We start from the raw sequence: 23,451 nt of genomic DNA, 5'->3' as shown, positions 1-23,451 counted from the left end.
ATTGTCTTTGTTGTGCATGACTTTTTAATAAGAAATGTTGCATAATATGGAGCATGACCCCTATATTGTGGGTGATGGAGACAGAACATGACCGCGCTTGCAAAACTAAAAAGGAAATTGCGCCCCGGACAGGTGTACCGGCGCAAGGAGCTTGCGACCTGGTCAAACGCTGTCGATCGACATGTTGGACAGCTGCTTGACGAAGGACGCCTCGAAAAGGTTGGGGCAGGGCTCTATATGGCTCCGAAGAAAACTCGGTTCGGGCAGGCACCCGCCAAGCCGGAGAAGCTGGTTGAGTCATTCCTGGGGGATGACCGGTTTCTTATGGTTTCGCCAAACGCCTATAACAGCCTCGAATTGGGAACGACGCAGCTCTACAATGAGCCGGTAGTTTATAATCGCAAACGGCACGGCCATTTCGAGCTGGATGGCCGACGCTATGACTTCCGCATGCGGACCTCTGTTCCTTCAAACCTCAGCGAAGAATTCCTCCTGGTGGATCTGTTGCACAACCTCGATCGGCTTCCCGAGGAAAAGGCAGCAGTGCTTCCCAAGGCACTTAGGCGTGCGCGACGTATGGACCGCGCGCGACTGTCACGTGCGGTGAAGGATTTCGGATCGGCGCGGGCTGCAAGGCTCCTCAAGCCTGTATTGAACCCTGATCAGGCAACCGCCGCGTGACCCTCCTGCACGCACTGCCTGATTTTGCCGACCTCATCGCTGTTGCTGCGCGAAACAACACTATCGATCCGGGCCTCATCGAAAAAGACTACTGGTTGATGCACTGCCTCTGGGGACTGCAGCAGCTTGACTATAAGTTTGAGCTGAAAGGCGGAACTTCGCTGTCAAAGGGATACGGCCTCATCGACCGTTTTTCGGAAGACATCGACATCCTGATCCACCCAGAGACCGACCTCCAGTATGGCCCAAACCACAACAAGCCTGCGCAGGTAAAGGCGCGTCTCGAATTCTTCAACGGTCTGGCCGAAGCCATCAAAATTCCTGGCATTATCGAAGTGGTCCGCGACGAAGAGTTCGACGACACACGCCACTATCGCGGCGCAGGCATTCGATTGAAGTATGAGTCGGTGAATCCACTGCCAGAAGGGCTGAAGGCAGGCATCCTGCTCGAAGTCGGGTTCGACCAGGTGGCGCCGAACCGGCCATGTACGATTTCGTCCTGGGCTTACGAACTTGCAGTCGAGAGTGGGATTGCAGACCTGACCGACACCCGCGCGGTCGATGTGCCTTGCTATGAGCCGGGCTATACTTTTGTCGAAAAGCTCCAGACCATCTCAACGAAATTCCGAAAGCAGCAGGCGGACGGCGACATGCCTGTCAATTTCATGCGCCACTATTATGACGTGAACTGCCTGCTCGCTGACGCCTCAGTGAAAGAGTTCATCGGAACAGACGCGTACAAGGACCACAAGGCCAAAAGGTTCCGCAAGGCAGATGAACCGGACCTCACCAGGAACGAAGCCTTTCTGTTGAGCGACGCAGAAACGCGAAAGGCGTACGCGGACGCTTATGCGAAGTCACGAGCGCTTTACTACAGGGAGCCTGCACTCTTTGACGATATTCTGGCACGCATCAGCCGGCGCCTGCCGGAACTTTGAATGATCGTTGCTCGCAGGGAAACCTCTAACCCTCTGAAATAAAAGGAATTACTAGCTTACTCTTTTGTTGGGTGCGCCCTCCCGCACCCATCAAGCCCCTGATTTCCTTTCGGATTTCAGGGGCTTTTTTTTGTGCTTGAAGCTCGCATGACCACGAATTTCTTGCCGGCTGCCCCGGACAATACCGGGTGGCGTGTGATATCCTCCATAAGGAACGCGCGTCAGACGCCGAAGAGGAATCAATGCCAGATAATATTGCCGACACCATGCCCGCCTCATCGACGCACAGTCAGCTGTCCGCTTGCGCCGCAGAGTGGAAACCCGAACTCGCGCGGCGAGCCAGCGAGATCGAAGGGGCGCGTAGGCTCCCACAGGACATTGCCGACCGCTTCGCAGCTGATGGCTTCTACGCCATGTGTACGCCTCCAGACTGGGGCGGGAAAGGCGCGTCACCCCTGGAATATGCACAGGTGGTCGAGAGGCTGGCACAGGCAGATGCCTCTGCGGCCTGGTGTGCCTTTATCGCGACCACGGCAGCCTATGGCATGGCCTTTTCACAAACGGATGCTGTACGCGAACTGCTGAATACGCCGGGTGTGATAACAGCAGGCATCTTCGCGCCGATGGGCCGCGCCGTCCGGACCGAACGCAACGGCACGTCGGGCTACATCATCAATGGACGCTGGGCATGGGGCTCGGGCTCGCAGAATGCGCACTGGATCAGCGCCGGCTGCTTTCTGGCAGATGAAGACGGCAGGATCATTCCGGATGCAGGCGGAAAACCGCAGCATCTCTCGGCAATCTTTGCCGCTGATGAGGTGAGCTTCATTGATACCTGGACGGTCGCCGGCCTTCAGGGGACCGGGTCGACAGACTTTGAAGTGAAAGGTGTATTCGTGCCGGAAGACCGGATGGTAAGCGGTTTCGGTACGGCGCGTGATGATGCGCCCATCTTCCGCTTTCCGGCCTTCGGCATGCTCGGCATCGGCATCGCCGCAGTCGCACTCGGTGCGGCGCGCGGCGCGATCAACGACCTTTATGATCTTGCCGTCGACAAGGTCCCGGCTGGCTCCCGCAGTTCGCTGGCGGAGAAATCATCCACCCATCGTGAAGTCGCACGGGCAGAAGCGCATATACGGCAAGGGCGGGCTTTCCTGCATGAGGCGATCGAGACCGCCTGGACGGCGGCGCAAGCAGGGGAGGTGCCTGTCGCGCTCAAGCGGGATGTCAGGCTTGCCACGACAAGTGCGGTGGAGTCTGCAAAACAGGCGGTCGATCTCATCTATGAACTTGCCGGCGGCACGGCGGTATACCGGACATCCCCCATCCAGCGTCGTTTTCGTGATGTCCATGTCGCCACCCAGCACATGATGGTGAAGCAGCAGACCTATGAACTTGCGGGCCGGATTTTCCTGCAACAGCCCACTGACACGTCTCAGCTCTGACCTTTGCTTTCGGTCTATTCGTCTACCGGCGCAGCGCCGTCTTCTACGGCTGTGTCAGATGCCGTGCCGAAGTCCTCTTCATCTGCATTATCGACGATACCAGGATCGGCATCCGGCTGGCCCGCTGATGGCGCTGACGCCGAGCCCGTCCTGTTGCCGGCTATGCCCGGAAAGACACCGTCATCGAAGTCACGCTTCCACTGAATGGAGAATTGCTGCCCGTCATCGGTACTGGTTGCGGCTTCTACCTCGATATTGCTGACTGGTTCCCATTCGATGGCGACGCCGGGCGCAGCTGTCGCACCTGAGCGGACTTCCAGATAGACATTCTCGGTCAGGTATTTCCCGCTCGTGACCTGGACATCCCCGTCATTGCCCGAGCCAAGATCGAAAGTGTCGAGGCCAAGCGCGCGTTCGATACCGCCCATCAGGTCAAACCCGCCACCGCCGGAAAGCTGGGCCAGAGCAGCGGCCAGGCGTGCAGCTTCAAGACCACTCAACTGTGTCGGCGAGCGCCCGAACAGAACGCGAGACAGCACCTCGTCTTCCGGCAGGATGGGGTCGGAGGTCAGCGAGATCTCCGGGCGATCGATGGTGCCATCGACATTCAGGATAGCGAGAATGTCGTCGCGTGTTTCATGCGTGGCTGAAATGTCCAGACGTGAAGTGCCCAGTTCCGGTGCAAGACGGATAGAGCTGTCAGAGAACTGGAAGCGCTTGCCGATCAGGTCAAAGCGACCGCGGACGATATTGGCTTCCCCGGTAATCACCGGATTGCCGAGCGACCCGGTAATGTCGGCGTCGAGCGAAAGCTCGGCATTGGCGCCGCGACCGCGCACATCAATGCGGCCCGGTGCATTCAGCTGAATGTCGAGACGGGTTGCGGCTTCCTCTTCCTCAGTTTCGTCGTCTTCCTCAATTGGGTCTTCGAAATTCACGTTCAGGGTCGGTGGGCCGCCATCGGGCAGGTTGTCGATGTTGACTTCACCCTTGTCGACAGTGAGATCACCGATGATCTCCAGCAGCTCCGGCTGCTGACGGACTTCCATGGTCCCGCTGACGGTCGCGCGGCCTTCCTTGCGTTCGGTGACGACGAGTTCTTTTGCCTCGATCTGGATATCGCTGATGGCCGAGCCATCGACCGCCATCGTCCCGCTCCCGGAGAGTGTACCGCCGGAGCGGCCAGCGGCGTTGAATTCCGTGAGGTCGACGGAGCCGCCGCCGAGCGTGGCTGCCGCATTGATCTGGTTCAGCACCATGCCGAGATCGCCATGCTCAAACTCGCCCTCGGCGAAGCGAAGCTCGCCGGAAAAGCTTTCATTGAGGGTTGGCAAGCTCCCCGACATTTCCAGGTCGATGAGGCCTCGCAGCACCATTTGAGGCGGCACAAGCAGCGCAGAGACCGCATCGATCGGACCATCCACACGCGCCTGGAACGGCATCTCCGTATCCGGTTGGCGAAGGATGAAGGGCGGGGCCTCCATCGTGCGCACAGGCACAGTAATATCGACCCGGGCTTCCAGCGCCTCATTGTCATCGGCACGAATATTGGTCACGAGCTGGTCGGTCTGCAGGTCTCCCGAAATGATGAGATCAACCGGACCGAGTTCGGATCCCGGCTGGGAAATGCCCGCCAGTTCGGCGTTGAACGGGCCGGACAGACCGCCTTCGGTTTCAGTGAAGTCGACGTCAATCGACAGGACGCCTTCCAGCGCCGGCCGGCCTGCAATCAGGAGAACCGGCGCGATCCGCAAGCCTTCTCCTTCAAGCCGTAGTGCGGTTTGCCCACGCGTTGTGACCGAAGGAGAGAAGGTCCCGCCGAGGGCCGCAAACCGGGCAGAGGCTTCAAAGCCGTCTTCATACTGAGTGTAGCGGAGCGGTTCTTCGGTATTCAGGCCGATATCGCCAAGCAGGGCAGACAGCGATGTGGTCAGGTCGATCCGGCCAGTGGTCAGGCCTTCCACGTGGCCGTCCATGTCCAGTACGGTTTCGTAACTGAGCTCATTCAGTTCCGTGCTGCCCCTCATCTCAATCAGGAAGTCTACGTTCTCAGGGGTGCCACTGGCGCGGAAGACAAGCGCATCAGCTTCTGTCGGCCCTACCGCGAAGGATTCCAGCGTTGCATCTATAGCGAGCCTTTCTCCCTGGATATTGGCGTCCGCGACGATGCGCTCTGCCGGCAAGCCTTCCGGCAGGTTGCCATTTACGCTCAGCTCGCCGCGTATCGTGCTCAGTTTGCCGCCATCGCCTCGAAGGCCAGCTTCGGCAGTCAGTGAGCCCCACTCCGCCTGAAAGTCGCTGACCGACCACTGCCGACCGTTCACAATCAGGCCTGTCCTGACGGTTATCGGCCCATTGTTCGAGGTCTCGGAAGTGAGCTCGGCCGCCGTGTTCAGCGTGCCATCTCCATATCTGCCGTCGGCGATCAGGTTGATATTGGAAAAGCTGATGCTGTCATTGCCGAGCGAGGGTGCATTGAGCCGGGTTTCAAAATTGAGATCGGAGACAGGGCCAGTGATGGAGACACGTCCGTTCAGGCTGTCCAGCGCCATGCCGGCCAGCCGGGCTTCACCTGCGGTGAGGTCGGCCTCGGCCATGAGGCGCTGCTCGGATGTCATGCGCCCGGACCCATCGAGTTGAAGCGTCCCCGATTGCAGGGAGAAGGAGGAAAGCCGCACGGCACCGCCGCCCTGTATTTCGCCACGTGCATCGAGACGCGCCTGGCCATCGCTCCATTGGCTGAGCGGGGAGGGGAGACTGCCGAAATTGCTGGCCCGGGTGGAGAGGGTGAAGGTCGTCCGGCCTGCCCCTGCACGATTGGCCTGGAATTGGCCATTCAGCTTGACCGGGCGCTGCAGATCGGCCGCTGCGCCATCCACTGTGAAGCTGCCTGCCATATCGGCATTGAAAGACGGGCTGAAACTCATCGTTCCGGCTGCGCTGACACGCCCGGCCTTCCCGGTCAGGAGAGTTTCACGAAGGGAGAGCGTTCTGCTGCCGAGGGCGTATTGCCCGTTGAGTTTGAGGACTGGCTGGCCCCCGGCAATCTTGCCGGTCATGCCCGGCAGAGTTGCGCGCTCACCTGTCAGCGTGGTGCGCACGAGGATGGATGGGCTGTCATAGACCACGTTGAGCGGGCCGGAGACGGTCTCGGCGGTGAAGGAGGGGACATCGACATCGCTCGCCTCCAGCGTACCCTCAAAACGTGCCGCGCCCTGATCATAGACAAGGGTGCCGTCGAGAAGGGCGCTGGATACGGAGATGTTGTCTCTGTCCGCATAGCGAGATGGCTCGTCAATCGCGAGGCGGATATCTGCGCTATAGGTACCCGATTGCGGTCGTCCGGCCTGAGCGTCCAGTTCCAGGCCCTCGGCATTGGCCGTCAGCTCCAGCAGACGCTGCCTGTCATCATTGCTCAACAGCCGGCCTTCCACCGTGATCGTTTCGCCCAGCGTATCGGCAACCTGGCGCGACAGCGGATGGCGGCGCGGGAAGGCTGTTAGATCGAAGCCAATGACACCATCTTCGGTCCCGGCTTCGGCCTCGACGGCCGTTTCGCCATCGACAGCAATGGTCGCTTCGCCCGCCCAGTCATCCAGAGTGCCGTCGGCATCAAGCGAGGCCGAAAGCGACTGGCCAGGCTCGAGACGGGCCAGAGCGGCAAACAGGCCGCCGGCCGGGCCATTGAGATCAAGCGTTCCGCGCAGGCGAACATCGTCAGACCAGGTAAGGTCGGCGAGCAGTTCATCGCCTTCGCCTTCGAGTGGCAGGACAGAGAGTTGTGTGCGTCCGCCATCGCCTGCAATTCGGCCCTGACCATTTATCTCGAGGCTGAGGGCGCGGGGCAACACGCCCTTTTCGGTGCGTAATTCGGAGATGCGCAGCCTGTCCAGTTCGCCGGCGCGCAGTGGCATCGAGCCCCCGCCGGAAGAAGCGTTCGAAACGAGATTGGGCCGGCGCAGCATATGGATAAGATCAGCCTCGAAGGCATCAACCAGCAGGGCCCGCTTGCGCAAGGCCAGCGGCTTCCAGTCAGCGAGAACATCTTCCGCCACGAGCCACACGCCCTGATCATCGGCAATGGTCAGTCGCTCGATCCGAAAGGTGCCCAGCAAGTCGCCGGACAGGCCTTCAATCTCGATATCCTGGCCGGACGGATCCGCCGCCTCGATCCGCTTTTCAACGAACTGCCGGCCGAATTCCGACTGCGCAGCAAAGCGCAGGGTCAGCAGCAGGATGAGGACGAGCCCGGCCAGTACGCCAAGCACGATGAGGCTCCATTTCAGAATGGGGCGGCGCTTCTTTTCGCCTTCGGGAGTGGCCGTCTCACTGCTCATCAGAAGGCCTGCCCGATAGAAATATAGATCTGGACCGGATCGTCGAAATCGGTCGGGTTCAGCGGCGCGGCAACATCCAGGCGGATCGGTCCGACGGGCGTTGAATAGCGGACACCGATACCGGCGCCATAGCGCGCGTCATTGAAGTTCGAGAATTCGTCAATCGACACGCTGCCGGCATCGATAAAGGCAACGACGCCAATCTTTGGCCGGATCTGGTAGCGCGCTTCCAGAGAGGCTTCGACGACCGACTTGCCACCGAGGGGCGTCCCGTCATCGGCGCGCGGACCGATCGCCTGATAGGCATAGCCGCGCACGCTGCCGCCACCACCGGAATAGAAGCGGTCATCGACCGGCAGGTCGGCGGCGTTGGCGCCAAGAGCCGCGCCTGCCTTCAGCCGGCCCGCCAGCACGAAGCGGCGGTCCTCGTCAAAGGGGATGTATCCGCTGACCTGGCCGACCGAACGGACATAAGGGTTGCTTTCATCGCCGAATGAATAGGCCGGCGAAACACGCCCATTGGCGCGCCAGCCCTTGCGGGGATCGAGCACGCTGTCGGTTTTGTCGAGACGCGCATCGGCGAAGACGGAGAGGATTTGCAGGTCGCGCTCGCCGAGATCGTCTTCTTCGCGCACGATCTCGCCAGTGACGCCGTAAGAATAGGTGAATTCAGGACTTTTGACGACTTCGAAGGCAGCCCCGACTTCAAGAGCCTGACGGTCATAGGCATCGGTCTGTTCGGTTGTTGCCCCCGCATTCAGGACGAGGCCTCGGCCATAACCAAGCTCGTTCGGGCGGCGCCAGACAACAGTGAGAGACTGCTCCAGTTCGGCGACGGTTATCTCGCTGGTCAGCGTATCGCCGCGGCGGCTGAGATTACGCCGCGTGTACTCCAAATTGAGGCCATAGCCCTCAGAGGTCGAGTAGCTGGCGCCGGCGGCAATGGTGTTGCGCTCGCGTTCGTTCATGGTGATGACGATGTCGCGAATCTCGGTGCCGTCTTCGGCTATGCCGCTTGGCTCTTCTGCCAGTGAGGCGCGCGCAACGCGGAACAGCCGCGTCTCTGCAAGCCGGCGGTTGAAGGCTGACAGTTTCTCGGGATCGTATAAACCGCCCTGCTCGTAGGGGACGAGGCGCTCCAGATAAGAAGCCTTCGTCACGATTTCGTCTTCCGGAAAATGGGTCTCGCCAAACCGGACGCGCGGACCGGCCTGAACAAGATATGTGACCTCGATCGTTTCGGCGTCGCGGTCTCCCAGCAGGCGCTTGTCGCTTACTTCGGCAAAGGGATAGCCCTTCTCGCGCAGCTGCGTGACGATCCAGCGTTCAGCTTCCAGGACTTCGGACGGAATGGCCGGCCGGCCTTGGCTGACGGGCAGGGCGTCGCGGATTTCCTCTGCGACAGCGCTGGTCGGCGGGGTGCCGTTGAAGTCGACCGTGACCGGCCCCAGCGCGAATCTCGGGCCGGGATCGATGCGAAGCCGGGCGGCTGGCGGCTCGGTACTCTCAATGCCGAGGTCAATCTGTGGATCGTAGTGGCCAAGGCTGTTGAGCATCTTGCGAGCAGCGCTGACGGCACGGCGGCCCTGCCGGCGGGCTTCCAGAACGGTTTTGGCTCGACTTTCATCTGGCAGAGCACCGCGAACGTCCTCTTCGACCTCGTCGGTGACATTGTCTCCGGTGAAGTCAACGCTCACCGGTGCGGCCGCTGCTGGCAGTGCCATCAACGTCACAGCGGTAATCAGGACTGTTGCGTGTATCTTCATCTACTTTGAGCCGAGCTGGCACACCATCAACCTGTTATGCAAAACCTGCACGACAAGGGCTGGGGCGCTGGCTCTTATTCACATGACCGAACCAAACCGGAAATGAATAAACGCAGGACTTTTTGTGATGTTGCCATGCGGGGCTGCGTTTACAGGCGGCGGCGTGGCGCCGCCCGGCCGCTTTGCGACCGTCTTCATGCGGCGGAAAGGTCTGTTGATTGAGTGTCGGCATCATCGGCAAGAGTAGGCACAAAGCCGTGTGGAAAGTCTTGAAAGACATGCAAAATTCAATGCACCGTCTTAGCAGCCAGTTGTGACGGTCACGCCGGACGGGGAGCAGATACCGAATGCAGGATACACCGGTCTGGACCCATGCCTGCCGGCAGGCCGCCGCGCCTCCGCTCAGTCCTCGAGACCAGCGTGAAGCCGACCGGGCCGGACGACTGATTGATCCTGCCCACGCCCAGAACTTCCTGCATGCCCGTCACCTGATGCGCCTCCTGGCGGCGCGTGAACTGCGGCTAGCGGAAGATGCGGTCAGGCTTGAGATCCATGATGATGCGCCGCCCGGCGTGGAGGGGGATGATAGCGTCTCGGTTTCCTGGTCCCGCTCCGGCCCACACGCTTTTGCCGCGCTGCTTCGTGACGGACGACTGGGGGCAGATGTGGAACAGGTGCTGCCGCGTCGTGTTGCGCCGATGCTCGACATGATCGCCACGCAGACCGAACGCGCGGTCATGGCGGGACTGGGGGATGGGCCGGACGCGCTCCACGGTTTCTACCGCCTTTGGTGTGCCAAGGAAGCTGTGCTGAAATGGCGGGGCAACGGGTTTCGCGGTGGCGCGAAAACCATAGACATTCCAGTGCCTTTCATCTCTGGCGGCATTGACGATGTCGAACTGGACGAGGGCGGTACGATCGTTCACCTCAAGGCCATCCATCCGTCTGAGGACTGGCTCGCCGTCTTGGCCTTCAGCCGGTAAAGACCGATTTGAACATCCACCCGGCGAGCGACTTGCCGCTCGTATGACGCTCATCGCGCATGTCGAAGACCATGAGCGCGACCTTTCCAAAGGGCGCGGCATCAATGTCTTCCTTCATGATGTCGAAGCCCATGGAGACATAGAAGTCCCGCATTGAGGGTTCTGCCAGGATGGCGATGTAGCGGCGCTTTTCCTGCGCGACGAAATCGAGCACCGCGCGCATCACCGGGCCGAGCGTTTTGGAGCCGCGGCGGTCCGGTGCGGTCACCAGTTTCGAGACGATTACGGCGCCATGGTCGGGCCGGGGCAAGGCATTTCGAAGATCAAAAACCGCAAACTTATCAGGGGCCTTGAGCGGATCGACCGGGATCACCTGCGCGCTTGAGACAAGATCGGCACCGTCGAAAAGAGCGAAGGTTACGCCCAGTGAGTCCGCCTCGTCGAACAACATGCGGGCTTCATGATCGGCGCCCGGCATGGCGAACTGTTTCTCGGCGCAATAGACCCGGTAGCGCAGGTGCTGGACCAGCGGCAGCGTGCGCTCATCCACCACAATCAACTCAATCTTGCTCATACACATCATCCGCAACGGCCCATGCCCGGGCCTTCGACTCGAACGTCAATTCGTAGCGGTGACGGCCATGCGGTCCAATGACGAATGGCGGATCGAACTGGACTTTCCGCGGGTGGATCCCCCACTTGCGCGCAAAATGCTCCTTCACTGCGACAGCTTTGACCAGCGCACTGCCCGTCAGCCCGTCGCAGCCCCAGGCGGCGGCAACCGTGCCTGGCAACCAGTCACACGCGATAACATCGGCGGGGGACAGGAGCGTGCGTGTCCCGTCGCAGCGGCTGAGCGGTGACGGATGGGCATCGCTGGCGCCCGTCAGAAAATCGCGTCTTTCCAGGGGCTCCAGCGCGGCAAGCGGACCTTTCGGATAGGCTTTCTCGATCAGGTCCAGGCGCGCCCACAGTTTCGTCCCGAGGAAGGCCTCAATGGTGACGGGTAGGTCGCCGGTTGCCGGATCGCGCTGGCCGGGCACGCCCCGAATGGTAAGGTGGCCGGTCTCGGGAAGGTCGGAACAGATCACCAGCCGGTCGATACGAACGGGATAGATCGCGCAATCCTCGACACCGTCGAACCACTCTTCCGGGCGCTCGTGCGGAGGGCCGTGCACCAGCGCATCCAGGATGACCGCGTCGAACGCGTCCCCCGGATGGGCGGCTTGTTCAAGATCGACCGTCGCCTCAAAGCCGCTTGCATCACGGCGCATTTCGGTAACGGGGCGCAGCCCGGGGCCGTGGAAGAGGTCGGCTGTTTCATAAGGATCGGGCAGTGGCACACCATGGTCTCGCGGTTTCAGGCGCGGCGCGGGTGGACGGGGGCGAGAGACGATCTCTCCAGCGGACAGTATGTGGAAGGGGGCGTCAGGGTCAGCGGTCTTTCGTGCGCGCAGGGTCGCCCGGCCGTCGGGTCTGACACGGGTCTCGAGCCGTAGGCTGTCCTCTGGAATGTTCGCCCACTGCTTTGGGGAAAACGCCTTTATTTCAATTGGGTATCCGGAAATCCCGGTGTTCTGTGCCTGTCGCAACAGCATCCCGGCCTGCGAGAGGAGCGGCAGCGCCGGAAGGGTGTGGGTGGGCCGGTGCGCGCCGACCCAGGCCGGAAATGAGGGTCCGAAAACAGTCCGGTGACAGTCCGATTCCAGTCCGGTTTTTTCACGCACCCGGATGCTCACGCCGCGCATCTCGTAAATTCGCAAACCATCGACCCAGAGCGATCCCGTCCCGAGGACGGTTTTCCCGTCTTCCCCGGTTTCGATGTGGTCGATCTCGACGGTTGCCGTGACCTGTTTCGCTGTTGGCGTGACCTGACCGCGATAGGTCCAGGCCACCTCATTGCCGGGGGCGACCGGTTCCCAGACCGGATCGTCGAAGCCGGCGCCGGCTCCCTTCAGATCAGCGGCGCGGGCGAGCAGCTGGACCAGCATGTCGAGGCCGAGCGAGCCGGGCTGGACCGGGTCGGAGAAAAAGTGCGCGCGGAAATACCAGGCATAGGGATCGACGCTTTGGCGCGCGCGGATGCGGCCAAGGCCGTTTTCGCCGCCGTCCGGCTCATATCGGTCGATCAAATCAAGAAGGCCAAGCCTGCCAGTGGAAGCCGGCAGGACGGTTTCGGCCTCGCTTGGCGGATCGGCGGGTGCATTGATGAAGGCACGCGCCTCGTCGCTGGCTTTCAGGCCAGCCTGTGCGGCCAGCGACGCCTTCGTGAAGAAGCCGAAGCTCGTCTCCAGCGTCACGACAGGTGTCCCGTCTGCGAGGGTCGCTTCGAGTTCGAAGAAGACAATGGTCATCGGGCCGACGCGAGAGCAGCGGGTAAGGGTTGTCCGTGTGCGGATCGTGCCGTCTTCAGGGCGGATCTGGCGCGCGGTCGTGCCCTTGCCGTCAAGATTGCGGAAACGCGTCTCGCCGGACAGGGCAAAGCCCGAATAGGAGGCGAGCCAGCCGCAGGGCTGCAGGATGACTTCGGTCAGCACCGAGAAAGGCATGGTGCCTGTGCCGCCATCGAGGAAGTACCAGGCATCCGGTGGGATGTCGTATTCGGCGACGGCGGTGAGCCCGGCCTTCTGCTGGCCGGATGGTCCACTCACGGACAGGACGCGGCTCACCATATGGTAAGGCGGCTGCGGCAGGCGCGGGACGGCGCCACGCGTGTCGAAGGGCGCATACATGGAGCCAAACGCATTGCTTGGGGCACCCGAGCCGCATTCGATCATGGCGGCCTCGTCACCGCGCACATCGCACTCATCATTGACGTAATGCGGGACGTTGGCCGCCTTCTTCATTTCCGGCCACTGGCGGCGCAGGCGTACGCCGAAGCGGGGGCAGTAGAAGACCTTGCGGCCATCCGAGCGTGCAAGAAGGCTCGCGAAGACGACCGGCTCTTCGCCATCGATCACCTCGTCCACGAAGACCTCATAGGTGACGTCATGATCGGCGTCCGGAATGACCTGGCCACGGCAATAGAAGGTCGCGGCCTCGCCCGGCATAGGCTCGAAGACATGGCTGTCGCGGTCCACGGTGAGGCCCATGGCGGCGGCGGTGAATTCCAGCGCCTGCACGGCGGCCTCGGCCATCAGCGTGCCCGGCATGCAGGGGTCTTCGTGGAAGTGGCCATCATAGAACCAGGCGTCTTTCGGCACATGCTGGCGGGCTTTCAGATAGCCGCGCCCCCATGGCCCGCCTGCTGGATCGAAGCTCTCGATATCATCGAACAAGGCGAGCCGTCCGGACGGCAGTCGGGCAGGTCTGGTCTGCGGCGCAGCGCGCTCGAAGCCCTCGCCGAAGCAGCGGAACGTATCGCCCGCGCGGAAGGCGGCGACCTCGGCAGCACTGAAGCTGCGCTTCGCCGTCGGCGCCATTTTGTCCAGCACGGCATCGGCGGTTGGCGCGCTGTCCGTTTCGGCGTCCCAGAGGACGCCCTTGGAGTTGGCAAGTTCTTCATCGGTGAAGAAGCCTGCCTGTCCGTTGCGCACCGACAGAACCAGCCGGTCATCGGCATAGCCGTCATATTCGAAGAAGAACATGCGCACGCCGGACAGCTCCGCATGGCCCTTGATGGAAATCTGGAAACGGACGGTTTCGCCCACGCGCGGCAGGCCGCCTTCATGGAAGGTCAGCTCACAACCGAGCAGGCGGTAGACGCGATCAGAACAGTTCAGCATGTCGGCGCCCATCCAGGAGATGAGCGCAAGATCGGCCTGACCAGCCTCGATCAGCGGGCCGGGGCGCAGAACGCCGTCGCTGACGGCCCAATGGCCATCGGTGACATCGGTTTCCGTCCAGATCGTGCCCTTGCCCTGAACCAGCGCTTCCGCGTCGATGCCGGTGATCCGGTCGCACAGCAGCAGCGGAGGACGTGGCATGCGGACCTGTCGACGGAATTTATCCTGCGCGGAAAATTGCGGGCCGAACACATCGGAAATCCTTCCAGCGGCCGCCTGCTCCAGCTCGGCGCGCGTAAAGCTCGGGCCGGTCGGCTCCCAGCGCTCCAGCGGGCGGACATGCGGTTTCGCCGCCGTGGCCAGCTTCGGCGTAGCGCGGCGAGCCGTCGGTGTCGTCTGAGGCCGTTCGAGGAGCGCCGTGGCCTTAGTGCCGGGACCGGATGGCGCTGTCCACGTCGACCCGGGCGGGAGGTGGAGTGTGCGTCCGGTGGCCGGTTTTGGCGGGGGCGGAGTAAAGGGTTTCAGGGCTTTCGCCTCCGGTCTTGAAACGTGTCTCTTCGGGTGCCGCTTCGGCAGGCGGGGCAGCGGGGCGTGGGCGGGGAAGACCATCTCGCCGGGAGCCTTTGTGCGTAACGGTATGGCGTTGTTGCGGGCTTCGGCGAGGCGGGTCTTTATCCAGCCTGTGTCGATGGTGTGCCCGGCCGCGAAGACTGTCGCACTGAGCGTTGCAATGTCCATCAGGGCAGGCTGCCCGAACCGGTCTGCCGCGACAGCCTGAACAGTCTCGCCCAGCGTCTCACGGACTGCGCCGGTCAGCGTGTCGCGCGGGCCGATCTCCACAAAGGTCCGCACGCCATCGGCATGGGCTTGGGCGAGCGTCTTCGGAAAGTGGATCTCCGAAACGGCCTGCCCCGTGAGCATGTCAGCAATCGTATCCGCATTCGGCGTGTATGCGCCATTCACGGCATTGGCGTAGAAGCGGACGCCCTTGGGCGCTTTTGTCTTGCGGTGATGGAGCTGGTGCCAGGTCTTTTCATAGGGCGCCATCATGGGTGTATGGACGACAAGGTCATGCGGCACACGGATCGCCGACCCACCAAGCTGTTTCAGTGCGCGCTGGCAGGCAGCCGCGTCTCCTGAGATGACACCGTCGGTCGGGCTGTAAAGAATGGTGAGGTCGCAGCGCGGTTCGTCTTCAAGCGCTGTACGGATGCGGGCTTCCTCCGCCCGCACGCGCCATGTCTGCCACTCGACGGGGGCATCATCCTTCCAGGCGGCCTGCGCGGTCCGGAAGGCGCCGGCCAGGTCTTCCGTATACATCCCGCTTTCACCGATCGTCGCCATGAGACCGTCGGCATCGACCCAGGCGCCGAACGCAATAAGCGAATTGGTTTCACCGGAGGAAAGCCCCATGGCCACGCTCGGCTTGAGACCGAGCAGCCGCGTCAGGAGGATATGTTGGGCTTGCGTGATAAGCGTGGTGGCCCGCAGCTGATCATAGGCCGGTGCAAGACCCGTGGCGAGCAGCCGGGCGACATCCTGGGCCGCCGGGAATTTCTGCGTCATCAACGGGCCGAGCTCTGGGAAAGCGGCAAACAGCCCGAGTCCCATGCCGGGATAGGCCGCGGCGGCGCCGGTAAAGACGAAGGCGAGATCGCCTGCCGCTGGACCGGCGCCATAATGAATGCCGTCGCCTGCTGGCGCGTGGCCTGATTTGAGCGCAGCGAGGGCGACATCCCGTTTAGCCGCAAGCGAGGTTTCATCGCTCGCGACGAAGGCGAGGCGGGAAAGCCCCGATCCGCCCTGTTGGCCAATACTTATTGCTTTGGCGAGCGCTTCGGGCGTGTCGGCGGCATAGGTTTCGAGCAGCGGTGCCTGGCGCAGCAAATCGGGTGCCGGGCGTGGGGTCGCCTTCAGCTTTGCTGTTCCCCCAGGGAGTGCGAGCTTCAGGGCCTTGCGGTCCAGCGAGGGGGCGAGCCCTGTGTCTTCCAGCATCAGGCCGCGCGCGGTCAGTTCGGCCTGCACCGCGAGCCGGGCGAGGCTGCCAGCGGCATGTGAGCGGCCATAGAGGTGTTCAAACAGCGTTGGCTTAGCCCGCGCACCGTCGAGCTTCAGCGATTTCAGAAGCGGGCCATCGGCTTCGCCGGCCCGCTTCAGGACAAACGCCACAGCGGCATCGCCGCCTGTTTCGCGGGTAGCGGTTTCGTGAACAGGGTCGGAAGAGAGGTCGGCGGCAGCAACGATGGCGGCGTCGATTTCGCCGGCCTCAAGCGCGCGCATGGCGAGCTCCAGTGCGCGCAGGCCCGACACCTCTTCTTCCATCACGGCGAAGCCAAGCGCGCGCCAGTCGCCCCGGACATTGATGCGGTTGGCCGAGACGTTCGGCATCGCACCGAGCACATCACCAGCCTTGAGCGGCGGCGCGATGTCATTCCGGATCGCATCAGTTTCCGGCGCCTGTGGATCAAGACCCAGTCGCTCGGCAATCCGGGCACGGAGCATCCAGCGGGCTGCCTCAGGCGAACAGGAAAAGCCGGTGAACACGCCGACGCGTGCGCCGTCCTCGAGCGGGTGGCGGTTCAGAGCCTCATCGACCGCATCATAAAGGGCGAGCTGCTGACCTTGAGCCGATCGCAGCTCGGATGGCGGGGTGCGCAACAATTTAGGCTGGGAAGCGACCTCTGCCATCGCACCGCGTGCCTGTTGTGGCGGACGCGAGAGGCGCTGCAGCACTGCTGCCACGCCCCGGTCAGGGCCCATGGACAGTCCTGTCGAGCAGATCACCGCTTCGGGTTTCGAGCGCTTGCGCTTCGGCGGTTTCGGGCGCTCACCCTCATCAGCTGTCAGGATCAAGTGGGCATTATTGCCGCCAAAGCCGAAATTGCTGATCGCGGCGACGCGCTGTCGGTCTGCCGGCCAATCAGCCTTGCGGGCAGGGATGAGGGTGGAGGTGGAAAAACTATCCAGCGCCGCGCCGTCGAGCCGGGTCGGCGGTATGATGCCCTCATTGATGGCGAAGCTCATCTTGATGAGGCTGGCCAGACCTGCTGCGGTTATCAGGTGGCCAAGATTGCCCTTGAGCGAGCCAACAGGCAGGCCGTCAACACCGGCGAAATGCTGCGCGGTCGCCATCAGTTCGACCTTGTCACCGGTGGGTGTGCCTGTGGCGTGCGCTTCAACGAGGCCAATGTCCGCAGACGGATCAAGCCCGGACATGGCCCAGGCTGCCGCCATGGCTTCGGCCTGTCCGCCTTCATCCGGCGCCAATAGCGATTTGCGCCGGCCATCATTGGAAAGGCCAATGCCGCGAATGACACCGTACACCGTGTCATCGCTGGTGCAGTCGGCCAGCCGTTTCAGCACGATGGCTGCTGCGCCTTCAGCCGGGACAAGCCCGTCAGCGCCTTTCACGAAGGGACGCGACCGGCCTGTGGGGCTGAGCGCGTTCAGCGCCGAGAAGCCCTGATGCAGGATAAGGTTATCGGCCCCGTTCACCGCTGCCGCGACCGCCACATCGAGCGAGCCGTCCTGCAGCCGGTCACAGGCGAGTTTCACGGCATACAGCGAGGATGCGCAGGCGGCATCCAGCGCAAAGGCCGGGCCTTTTGCGCCAAGCGCCTGTGCGAGCAGGCGGGCGGGGCCACCGGTATTGAAGCGGTTAAAGGGCTCGATTTCGGACTGGCCGCTGTCCCAGATATCACCGGCAAAGTCACAGAGCGTACGGCTCGGATAGCCGAGATTTCCGGCGATGACACCGAGCTTCTTGCGCTTCACCTTCGGGCTACCGGCCTCTTGCCAGGCCTCACGCCCCGCATGCAGCAGCCACTGGAAAAGCGGGTCGAGGCTGAGCACGCCGATCTCGCCAAGATCGTATGCGGACGGGTCGAAGACGTCGTCAAAGCCGGTGACGAAGCCGCCGCGATAGCTCATGGCGGCCTGTTCGCTATCGGTGACGCCCCACTTTCCCGCAGGCGCCTGGCTCAGCAGGTCGCGATCCTCGAGCACGGCTTGCCATAGCGCGGCTGGCGTTAGCGCGCCGGGCAGGACGCAGCCGCGTCCGACAATGGCAATCGGCTCAAACCCGCCGTCAGCCATGGGCAATCTCGGAGCCGATCACGAGTTCCACAGGGCAGGCATCGCCAGCAAGCACCGCGTCCGCAAAAAGGTTGGCCCCCGCCATACGCGGGATGAGGGAAACGCCCATTTCGGCAAATTTCGCTTTCAGGCTCTCATCCACCATGCCGCCATCCCATGGGCCCCAGCCAAGTGAGGTAATCGCGGCGTCAGGATTTGCGGCTTTCAGCCAGTGTGCCATGCGGTTCAGGATCTCGTTCGCCATCGCATAATCAGCCTGCCCGGCATTGCCGTACCGGGCTGCGACAGATGAGAAAAAGGCAATTGTTTTCAGCTGGTTGGGGTTGATCAGTGCAAGGATCGCTTCAAGGCCGGAAATTTTTGGCGCAAAGACCTTTTCCACCTGGTCACGGGTCTTCTCGCGGATCAGCTTGTCGGCCAGAACGCCTGCGCCATGGACAAGACCGGTGACCGGACCAAGGCCGGCCTCAATGCGTGACAGCGCGTCAACCAAAGCAGCCGGGTCGGCGACATCGGTCGGTACGTAAAGCGCCTTGCCGCCAGCCTGTTCGATGGCGCCCAGCGTACTGCGGATTTCGGCACCCGACAGCAGGGCGCGCGCCTCCTTGTTGAGGGCTGCGGGCGAGACTTTCTCGCCTTTCGCCTTGGCGCGGGCGGCAAGGGCGCCGCGCAGGGCCTTCTCATCTGTGACAGGGGCAAGGTCGTCGGGCCACGGTGTGATTGCGGAGCGGCCGAGCAGGGCAAACCGCGCCTGCGTGCGCCGGGCGAGTTCGATGATACAATCAGCGGTGACCCCACGCGCACCGCCCGTGACAAGGATCACATCCTGTGAGCCGATCAGGCCCGGCCGGTTGCCGGGCAGCGCAGCAAGGCCATCGGCTGGAACGAGCCGGCCTTGTGCCGACAGGCCAACACACGGGGCAGTGCCACCGCTCAATAGCTCCTCGACCAGGCGGTCGGTCGCGCCCTGCAGACCGAGATCGGCAATGTCCATGTCGATAGCGCGCACGGTCGCCTTGGGGAATTCACGGGCGGCTGTGCGGGCCAGCCCGGTCAGGCCGCCGCGCCAGGCGCGATGGTCGGTTGGCTGGAAGCGCCCGCCGGTGTCCTGAAGCAGGATCAGCGTTCCACCGCGTTCCTCGAAACGTTTCGCCTGAGCCGAGATGGCTTCCAGCGCGCCGCAATGGGCGTCGAGCGTCGTGCCGGTAAGGCCATGGGCGAGGATCAGCGCATCGGCCTGACCGGAGGGCTGGGCGACTTCGCGGATGACAAAGCCCGCTTCCAGCATGGCCTGAACGATGGCCTGTCCGTGTGCCGGATCGCTGCCGATGAATTCTATCAGCGCGGCCTCACGCAGGCCGGGCGTGACCCTGCCGACGGGGATCTGCGGCTGGTATGTGACCGCACGCACCGCCAACGTTTCAGCAGGCGGTGCCGGATCAGGCGCGGGGCGGGCGGCGCGCTCAGGCGCCGGCGCGCCCCCTAGCCAAAAAAATCGGCGATCTTCCGGATCGAGCGAAGCTCGGCGATCTGCTCCGGTTCGACTTCTGGCAGGTTGGGCATCTGCTCGCGCAAGGCCGAGAGGATTTCGACCTGCTTGATGGAGTCGACGCCAAGTTCGCCTTCGAGGTCCATATCGTCCTCGAGCATTTCTGGCGGATAACCGGTCTTTTCGGCGATCAGGCCACGGACAAGCTCGGCCATGTCATCGCCGGCGGGAGCCGACGCGGCAGGGGCTGGTGCTGTCGCGGCGGGTACTTCAGTCGCAGGCGCGTGATGGCCGTTGCCGTTTCCATTCGTGTGCCCATTGCCATTCCCATTCTTCGCAGGCGCCGGGGCAGATGAGCCGGCAGGGGCGAGGAAGTCTGCGATCTTGCGGATGGTGCGCAGTTCGGCGATCTGTTCGGGCTCGACTTCCGGCAGCTCCGGCATGCTTTCGCGCAGGGCCGACAGGATTTCGACCTGCTTGATGGAGTCGACGCCAAGCTCGCCCTCAAGGTCCATGTCGGGCTCGAGCATATCGACCGGGTAGCCAGTCTTCTCTGCAACGAGGGCGGCAACGAGGCCGCTGAAGTCTTGTGATGGGGCTGCAGGGGGAGCGGCCGGAGCCGTCTGTGTGGCGGGTGCCGGTGCCGGCGCTGCTGGTGCAGGTGCTGCCGGAGCCGGGGCGGCCTGAGGCTCGGGGGCGGTCGCTGCAGCCGGTTGCGGGGCAGGCTCTGGTGCGGCTGGCGCCTCGGCTTGCGGAGCATCGGCGGGGGCCGGCGGCGGGGCAAGCTGGCGGCGCTGTTGCGGTTCGTGATCGATTACATGGCTGGAGGCCGACCCGAGCAGGCTGGAAGAGGCCTGGAGATAGTGCGCATGAGCGGCACGCAGCGCCTCGATATAGTCGGCATGGGCGGCTGTCATGTTTGCGTGGATGCGTTCGTTGGCGTCACTGGCCGGGCGGCTGTACTGGGTCACGGACTGGGCTCCTGCGGGCGTAGGTGTTGGGGGTGTGGCGGCGCTTTGCGGTGCGGGCCGCGCCGGTGGTTCCGGCGTCTGGTCGGGCTTGGGCGTGGGTGATGGCGGCGCCACGGTGCGCGGCTCCGGGCGGGTCGCGGCGGCGGCTGGCTGCGCTGGCGCGCTCCGCTCAGGATTGGGCGGCGGCAGGGACGCGGCGCCGCCTTTGGGCGGATAGGGCTTGTGGTAATTCGCGCCGTTCAGGTCGATCGCATGTTTCGAGCGCGGCTTGCGTGGTTGCGGCGCGGGCATGTTGGCGAAGAGTGCCTTGAAATCGACTGCGTGGCCGAGCACGGCAAGCTTGCCGAGGCCGGAGAGGAAAGCGGCGAGACCGTCACCCTTCTTGTCGTCGAGCGCGACGGCGTTTGCCTTGCCGGGCAGGATCTGGCCGACAAGGGCGGTCAGCACCGTACCGGGGCCTGCCTCGACAAAGGTGGTGACGCCGTCTTCGGCCATCGCCTCGATGATGGAGCGGAACTTGACCGGGCTTTCGATCTGCGTGGCCAGCAGGTCGCGCTGTCTTGCATAGGCAAGCGGATAGCGTTTCGCCGAGACATTGGCGAAGACCGGGAAGCGGGCCTTGGCGAAGTCCACCTTCTCCAGCGCCTTGCGGAACGGATCGACGGCGCCAGCAACGATCGGCGAATGGAATGCCGAGGCCACGGGCAGCCGCCGGGCCTTGATACCGGCCGCTTCGATGGCGGCGCGGGCGGCCTCAATCGCTTCGACCGGGCCGGATAGCACCGTCTGCGTTGGAGCATTGTCATTAGCGATGACGACATCCGGATGGTCTTCCAGGATCGGTGCGAGGGCTTCTGCGGCGGCCTGCGTGGCCAGCATGGCGCCTTCATTCGATGCGGCGGCCTTGGCCATCAGCTTTGCCCGCTTGTGGGCCACGGTGAGCGCGTCATCCGCGCTCAGGGCACCAGCGGCTTGCAGCGCCATGATCTCGCCGAAGCTGTGGCCGGCAGCCATTTCAGGCGACAGCCCGGCCTTGTCGAGCACGGCGAGAACGGCGAGCGAGGCGGCGGCGAGTGCGGGTTGGGCATTCTCCATCGCAGTCAGCCGGTCGGCCTGCTCGACAGCCTCCTCGGGCGTATAGGCCGAGGGCGGAAAGGCGAGATTGTGCAACGCCTGCTTGCCGGTCTTCTTGTGGCTGGCGGCGAGATCCCAGGCCGTGCGCGCTTCGGGGAAGGCGAGAGCCAGGTCGCGGCCCATGCCAACATACTGGCTGCCCTGGCCGGGCATCAGGAAGGCAAGCTTGCCGGGGCTGGCCGGTGACAGTGAGACGCTGACACCTTTCGGGCGCGGCGCGGCTTCGGCCTGAGCTGAGCTGAGCAGCCAGGCGAGCTTGCCGGCTTTCTCGGCATAGTCCTCATTGTCGGTAGCGACGATCGAGGCGCGGCAGGGCGCGGTGATGTCGAAGGCGCTGTGGGTTTCCGACGCAACGATGGCGAGGTCTTCCTCATGCTCCAGCCGGGCGGCGAGCGCTTCGAGGATCTTTTCCAGGCGCTCGGGGGTGTCGGCAGAGATCATGAAGAGTTCGGCTGACAGGGTGCGCTCGGGCTGGGCGGCGTTGGGTCCGGTATATTCTTCCAGTGTCAGGTGAAAATTCGAACCGCCAAAACCGAAGCTGCTGACAGCCGCGCGGCGAGCATGGTCTGATTTGCGAACCCAGGGTCGCAGTTCCCGGTTGGGATAGAAGGGCGAACCGGTGAGCGCTGGCGCGCGCTGGTCGACCTTGATCGTTGGCGGATAGGCCTTGCGGGACAGGGCCATCACAGTCTTGATGAGGCTGGCTGAGCCTGCAGCCGCCTTGGTGTGACCGATCTGGGATTTTACCGACCCGATGGCGCACCACGGCTCATCGACCGGCTCACCGTCTGGCGAGAAGACCAGCTTCAGTCCACCGAGCTCCGCGGCGTCGCCGGCTTTCGTGCCCGTGCCATGGGCCTCGATCAGCTCCACAGTGCGAGGATCGTACCCAGCCTGTTCGTAAGCGCGTTTCAGCGCACGGGCCTGACCGTCAGGCAGGGGCGCATAGATTGCGGTGGCCCGGCCATCAGACCCCGCGCCGATACCCTTGATCACCGCATGGATGCGGTTGCCATCACGCTCGGCATCTTCGAGGCGGCGTAGCGCGACAATGCCAATGCCTTCGCCGAGCATGGTGCCGTCGGCCTTGTCCGAGAAGGGGCGGCAATCCTCAGTCGGGGAAAGTGCCGGCGTCTTCGAGAAGCACATATACATCAGGATGTCGTTCAGCGTGTCGACACCCCCGGCGAGCACCATGTCGCTGTCGCCGGAGTTGAGCTCGTGCAGTGCGACCTGCACGGCAGAGAGCGAAGACGCGCACGCTGCATCGGTGACGAAATTCGAGCCGCCAAGGTCCATCCGGTTGGCGATACGCCCGGCGACGACATTGCCGAGCAGGCCAGGGAAGGTGCTTTCCTTCCATTCAGAGAAATTCGAGGAAATCCGGTCGGCGATCTCCTGCACCTGGGTTTCCGGCAGGCCGGCTTCGCGAAGGCCTTTTACCCAGGCCGGACGCTGCAGGCGCCCGGACATATGGCCAACCAGTTCGGTGGCCGACGCGACACCGAGGACGCAGCTCGTGCGCTTGCGGTCGATCACACCATTGGTCGCGGCTTCGGCCTCATCGAGGGCCTGCTGGGCCACGATCAGGGCCAGAAGCTGGGCGGTGTCGGTCGCCTCGATCTGGTTGGGCGGGATGCCGAATGCGAGGGGATCGAAGCCTTGCGGTGAGAGGAAACCGCCCCGGCGTCCATAGGTCTTGTCCTTCGCGCGCGGGTCGGCGTCGTAATAGTCCTCGATCAGCCAGTGGGTCTCTGGCACCGGGCCGAGCGTATCGACGCCTTCGGCGATGTCGCGCCAGAAGCCTGCAGTGTTGCCGCGTCCCGGAAACATGGCGCCGAGGCCTACAACGGCGATATCGGCTGGATGAGTGGTCTTACTGGTCAT

10 protein-coding genes are annotated in these 23,451 nt (G+C 63.2%); 4 read left to right on the top strand and 6 right to left on the bottom strand.

Annotation, left to right across the window (positions count from 1 at the left end):
* Positions 1 to 87 precede the first annotated feature (87 nt).
* From Q1K29_RS12925 to Q1K29_RS12915, 3 genes are all read left to right on the top strand, one after another.
* Entirely contained in the window at positions 88 to 681 is a 594-nt protein-coding gene (locus Q1K29_RS12925) for a hypothetical protein (protein WP_084394437.1), read from the top strand.
* Entirely contained in the window at positions 678 to 1,619 is a 942-nt protein-coding gene (locus Q1K29_RS12920; protein WP_300395455.1) for a nucleotidyl transferase AbiEii/AbiGii toxin family protein, read from the top strand. Before Q1K29_RS12925 ends, Q1K29_RS12920 begins: the two co-directional genes overlap by 4 nt.
* 242 nt (positions 1,620 to 1,861) lie before the next feature.
* Positions 1,862 to 3,064 (top strand): acyl-CoA dehydrogenase family protein, encoded by a 1,203-nt coding sequence (locus Q1K29_RS12915; protein ID WP_300395453.1) that lies wholly within the window; start codon positions 1,862 to 1,864, stop codon positions 3,062 to 3,064.
* A gap of 14 nt (positions 3,065 to 3,078) precedes the next feature.
* Here Q1K29_RS12915 and Q1K29_RS12910 read toward each other — a convergent pair whose 3' ends face one another.
* Both Q1K29_RS12910 and Q1K29_RS12905 read right to left on the bottom strand, forming a co-directional pair.
* Entirely contained in the window at positions 3,079 to 7,401 is a 4,323-nt protein-coding gene (locus Q1K29_RS12910) for a translocation/assembly module TamB domain-containing protein (protein ID WP_300395451.1), read from the bottom strand.
* Positions 7,401 to 9,167, bottom strand: a complete 1,767-nt coding sequence (locus Q1K29_RS12905) for an autotransporter assembly complex family protein (RefSeq protein WP_300395449.1) — start codon at positions 9,165 to 9,167, stop codon at positions 7,401 to 7,403. Before Q1K29_RS12905 ends, Q1K29_RS12910 begins: the two co-directional genes overlap by 1 nt.
* 347 nt (positions 9,168 to 9,514) lie before the next feature.
* On the opposite strand from Q1K29_RS12905, the gene Q1K29_RS12900 reads away from it, so the two are divergent.
* Positions 9,515 to 10,150: a 4'-phosphopantetheinyl transferase superfamily protein gene (locus Q1K29_RS12900; RefSeq protein ID WP_300395447.1), complete on the top strand. Its 636-nt coding sequence runs from the start codon at positions 9,515 to 9,517 to the stop codon at positions 10,148 to 10,150.
* On the opposite strand, the gene Q1K29_RS12895 is transcribed toward Q1K29_RS12900, so the two are convergent.
* From Q1K29_RS12895 to Q1K29_RS12880, 4 genes are all read right to left on the bottom strand, one after another.
* A complete protein-coding gene (locus Q1K29_RS12895; RefSeq protein ID WP_300395445.1) occupies positions 10,140 to 10,724 on the bottom strand; it encodes a hypothetical protein in 585 nt (194 codons plus the stop codon). The genes Q1K29_RS12900 and Q1K29_RS12895 overlap by 11 nt on opposite strands.
* Entirely contained in the window at positions 10,711 to 17,970 is a 7,260-nt protein-coding gene (locus tag Q1K29_RS12890; RefSeq protein WP_300395444.1) for a beta-ketoacyl synthase N-terminal-like domain-containing protein, read from the bottom strand. Before Q1K29_RS12890 ends, Q1K29_RS12895 begins: the two co-directional genes overlap by 14 nt.
* The gene (locus Q1K29_RS12885; protein ID WP_300395443.1) at positions 17,963 to 19,381 is read right to left on the bottom strand and encodes an SDR family NAD(P)-dependent oxidoreductase; all 1,419 of its coding nucleotides are present in this window, start codon (positions 19,379 to 19,381) and stop codon (positions 17,963 to 17,965) included. The genes Q1K29_RS12890 and Q1K29_RS12885 overlap by 8 nt, the downstream gene beginning before the upstream one ends.
* Before the next feature lie 71 nt (positions 19,382 to 19,452).
* Positions 19,453 to 23,451, bottom strand: a complete 3,999-nt coding sequence (locus tag Q1K29_RS12880) for a beta-ketoacyl synthase N-terminal-like domain-containing protein (protein ID WP_300395442.1) — start codon at positions 23,449 to 23,451, stop codon at positions 19,453 to 19,455.

It is taken from the genome of Henriciella sp. (assembly GCF_029937755.1).
Lineage (GTDB): Bacteria > Pseudomonadota > Alphaproteobacteria > Caulobacterales > Hyphomonadaceae > Henriciella.
This window is presented reverse-complemented; position numbering and strand designations above follow the sequence as displayed.

Coding starts and splice junctions, on each gene's coding strand:
- Q1K29_RS12905 (WP_300395449.1), bottom strand. CDS start 9,167: ATGAAGATACACGCAACAGTCCTGATTACCGCTGTGACGTTGATGGCA.
- Q1K29_RS12900 (WP_300395447.1), top strand. CDS start 9,515: ATGCAGGATACACCGGTCTGGACCCATGCCTGCCGGCAGGCCGCCGCG.
- Q1K29_RS12910 (WP_300395451.1), bottom strand. CDS start 7,401: ATGAGCAGTGAGACGGCCACTCCCGAAGGCGAAAAGAAGCGCCGCCCC.
- Q1K29_RS12890 (WP_300395444.1), bottom strand. CDS start 17,970: ATGGCTGACGGCGGGTTTGAGCCGATTGCCATTGTCGGACGCGGCTGC.
- Q1K29_RS12895 (WP_300395445.1), bottom strand. CDS start 10,724: ATGAGCAAGATTGAGTTGATTGTGGTGGATGAGCGCACGCTGCCGCTG.
- Q1K29_RS12880 (WP_300395442.1), bottom strand. CDS start 23,451: ATGACCAGTAAGACCACTCATCCAGCCGATATCGCCGTTGTAGGCCTC.
- Q1K29_RS12925 (WP_084394437.1), top strand. CDS start 88: ATGACCGCGCTTGCAAAACTAAAAAGGAAATTGCGCCCCGGACAGGTG.
- Q1K29_RS12915 (WP_300395453.1), top strand. CDS start 1,862: ATGCCAGATAATATTGCCGACACCATGCCCGCCTCATCGACGCACAGT.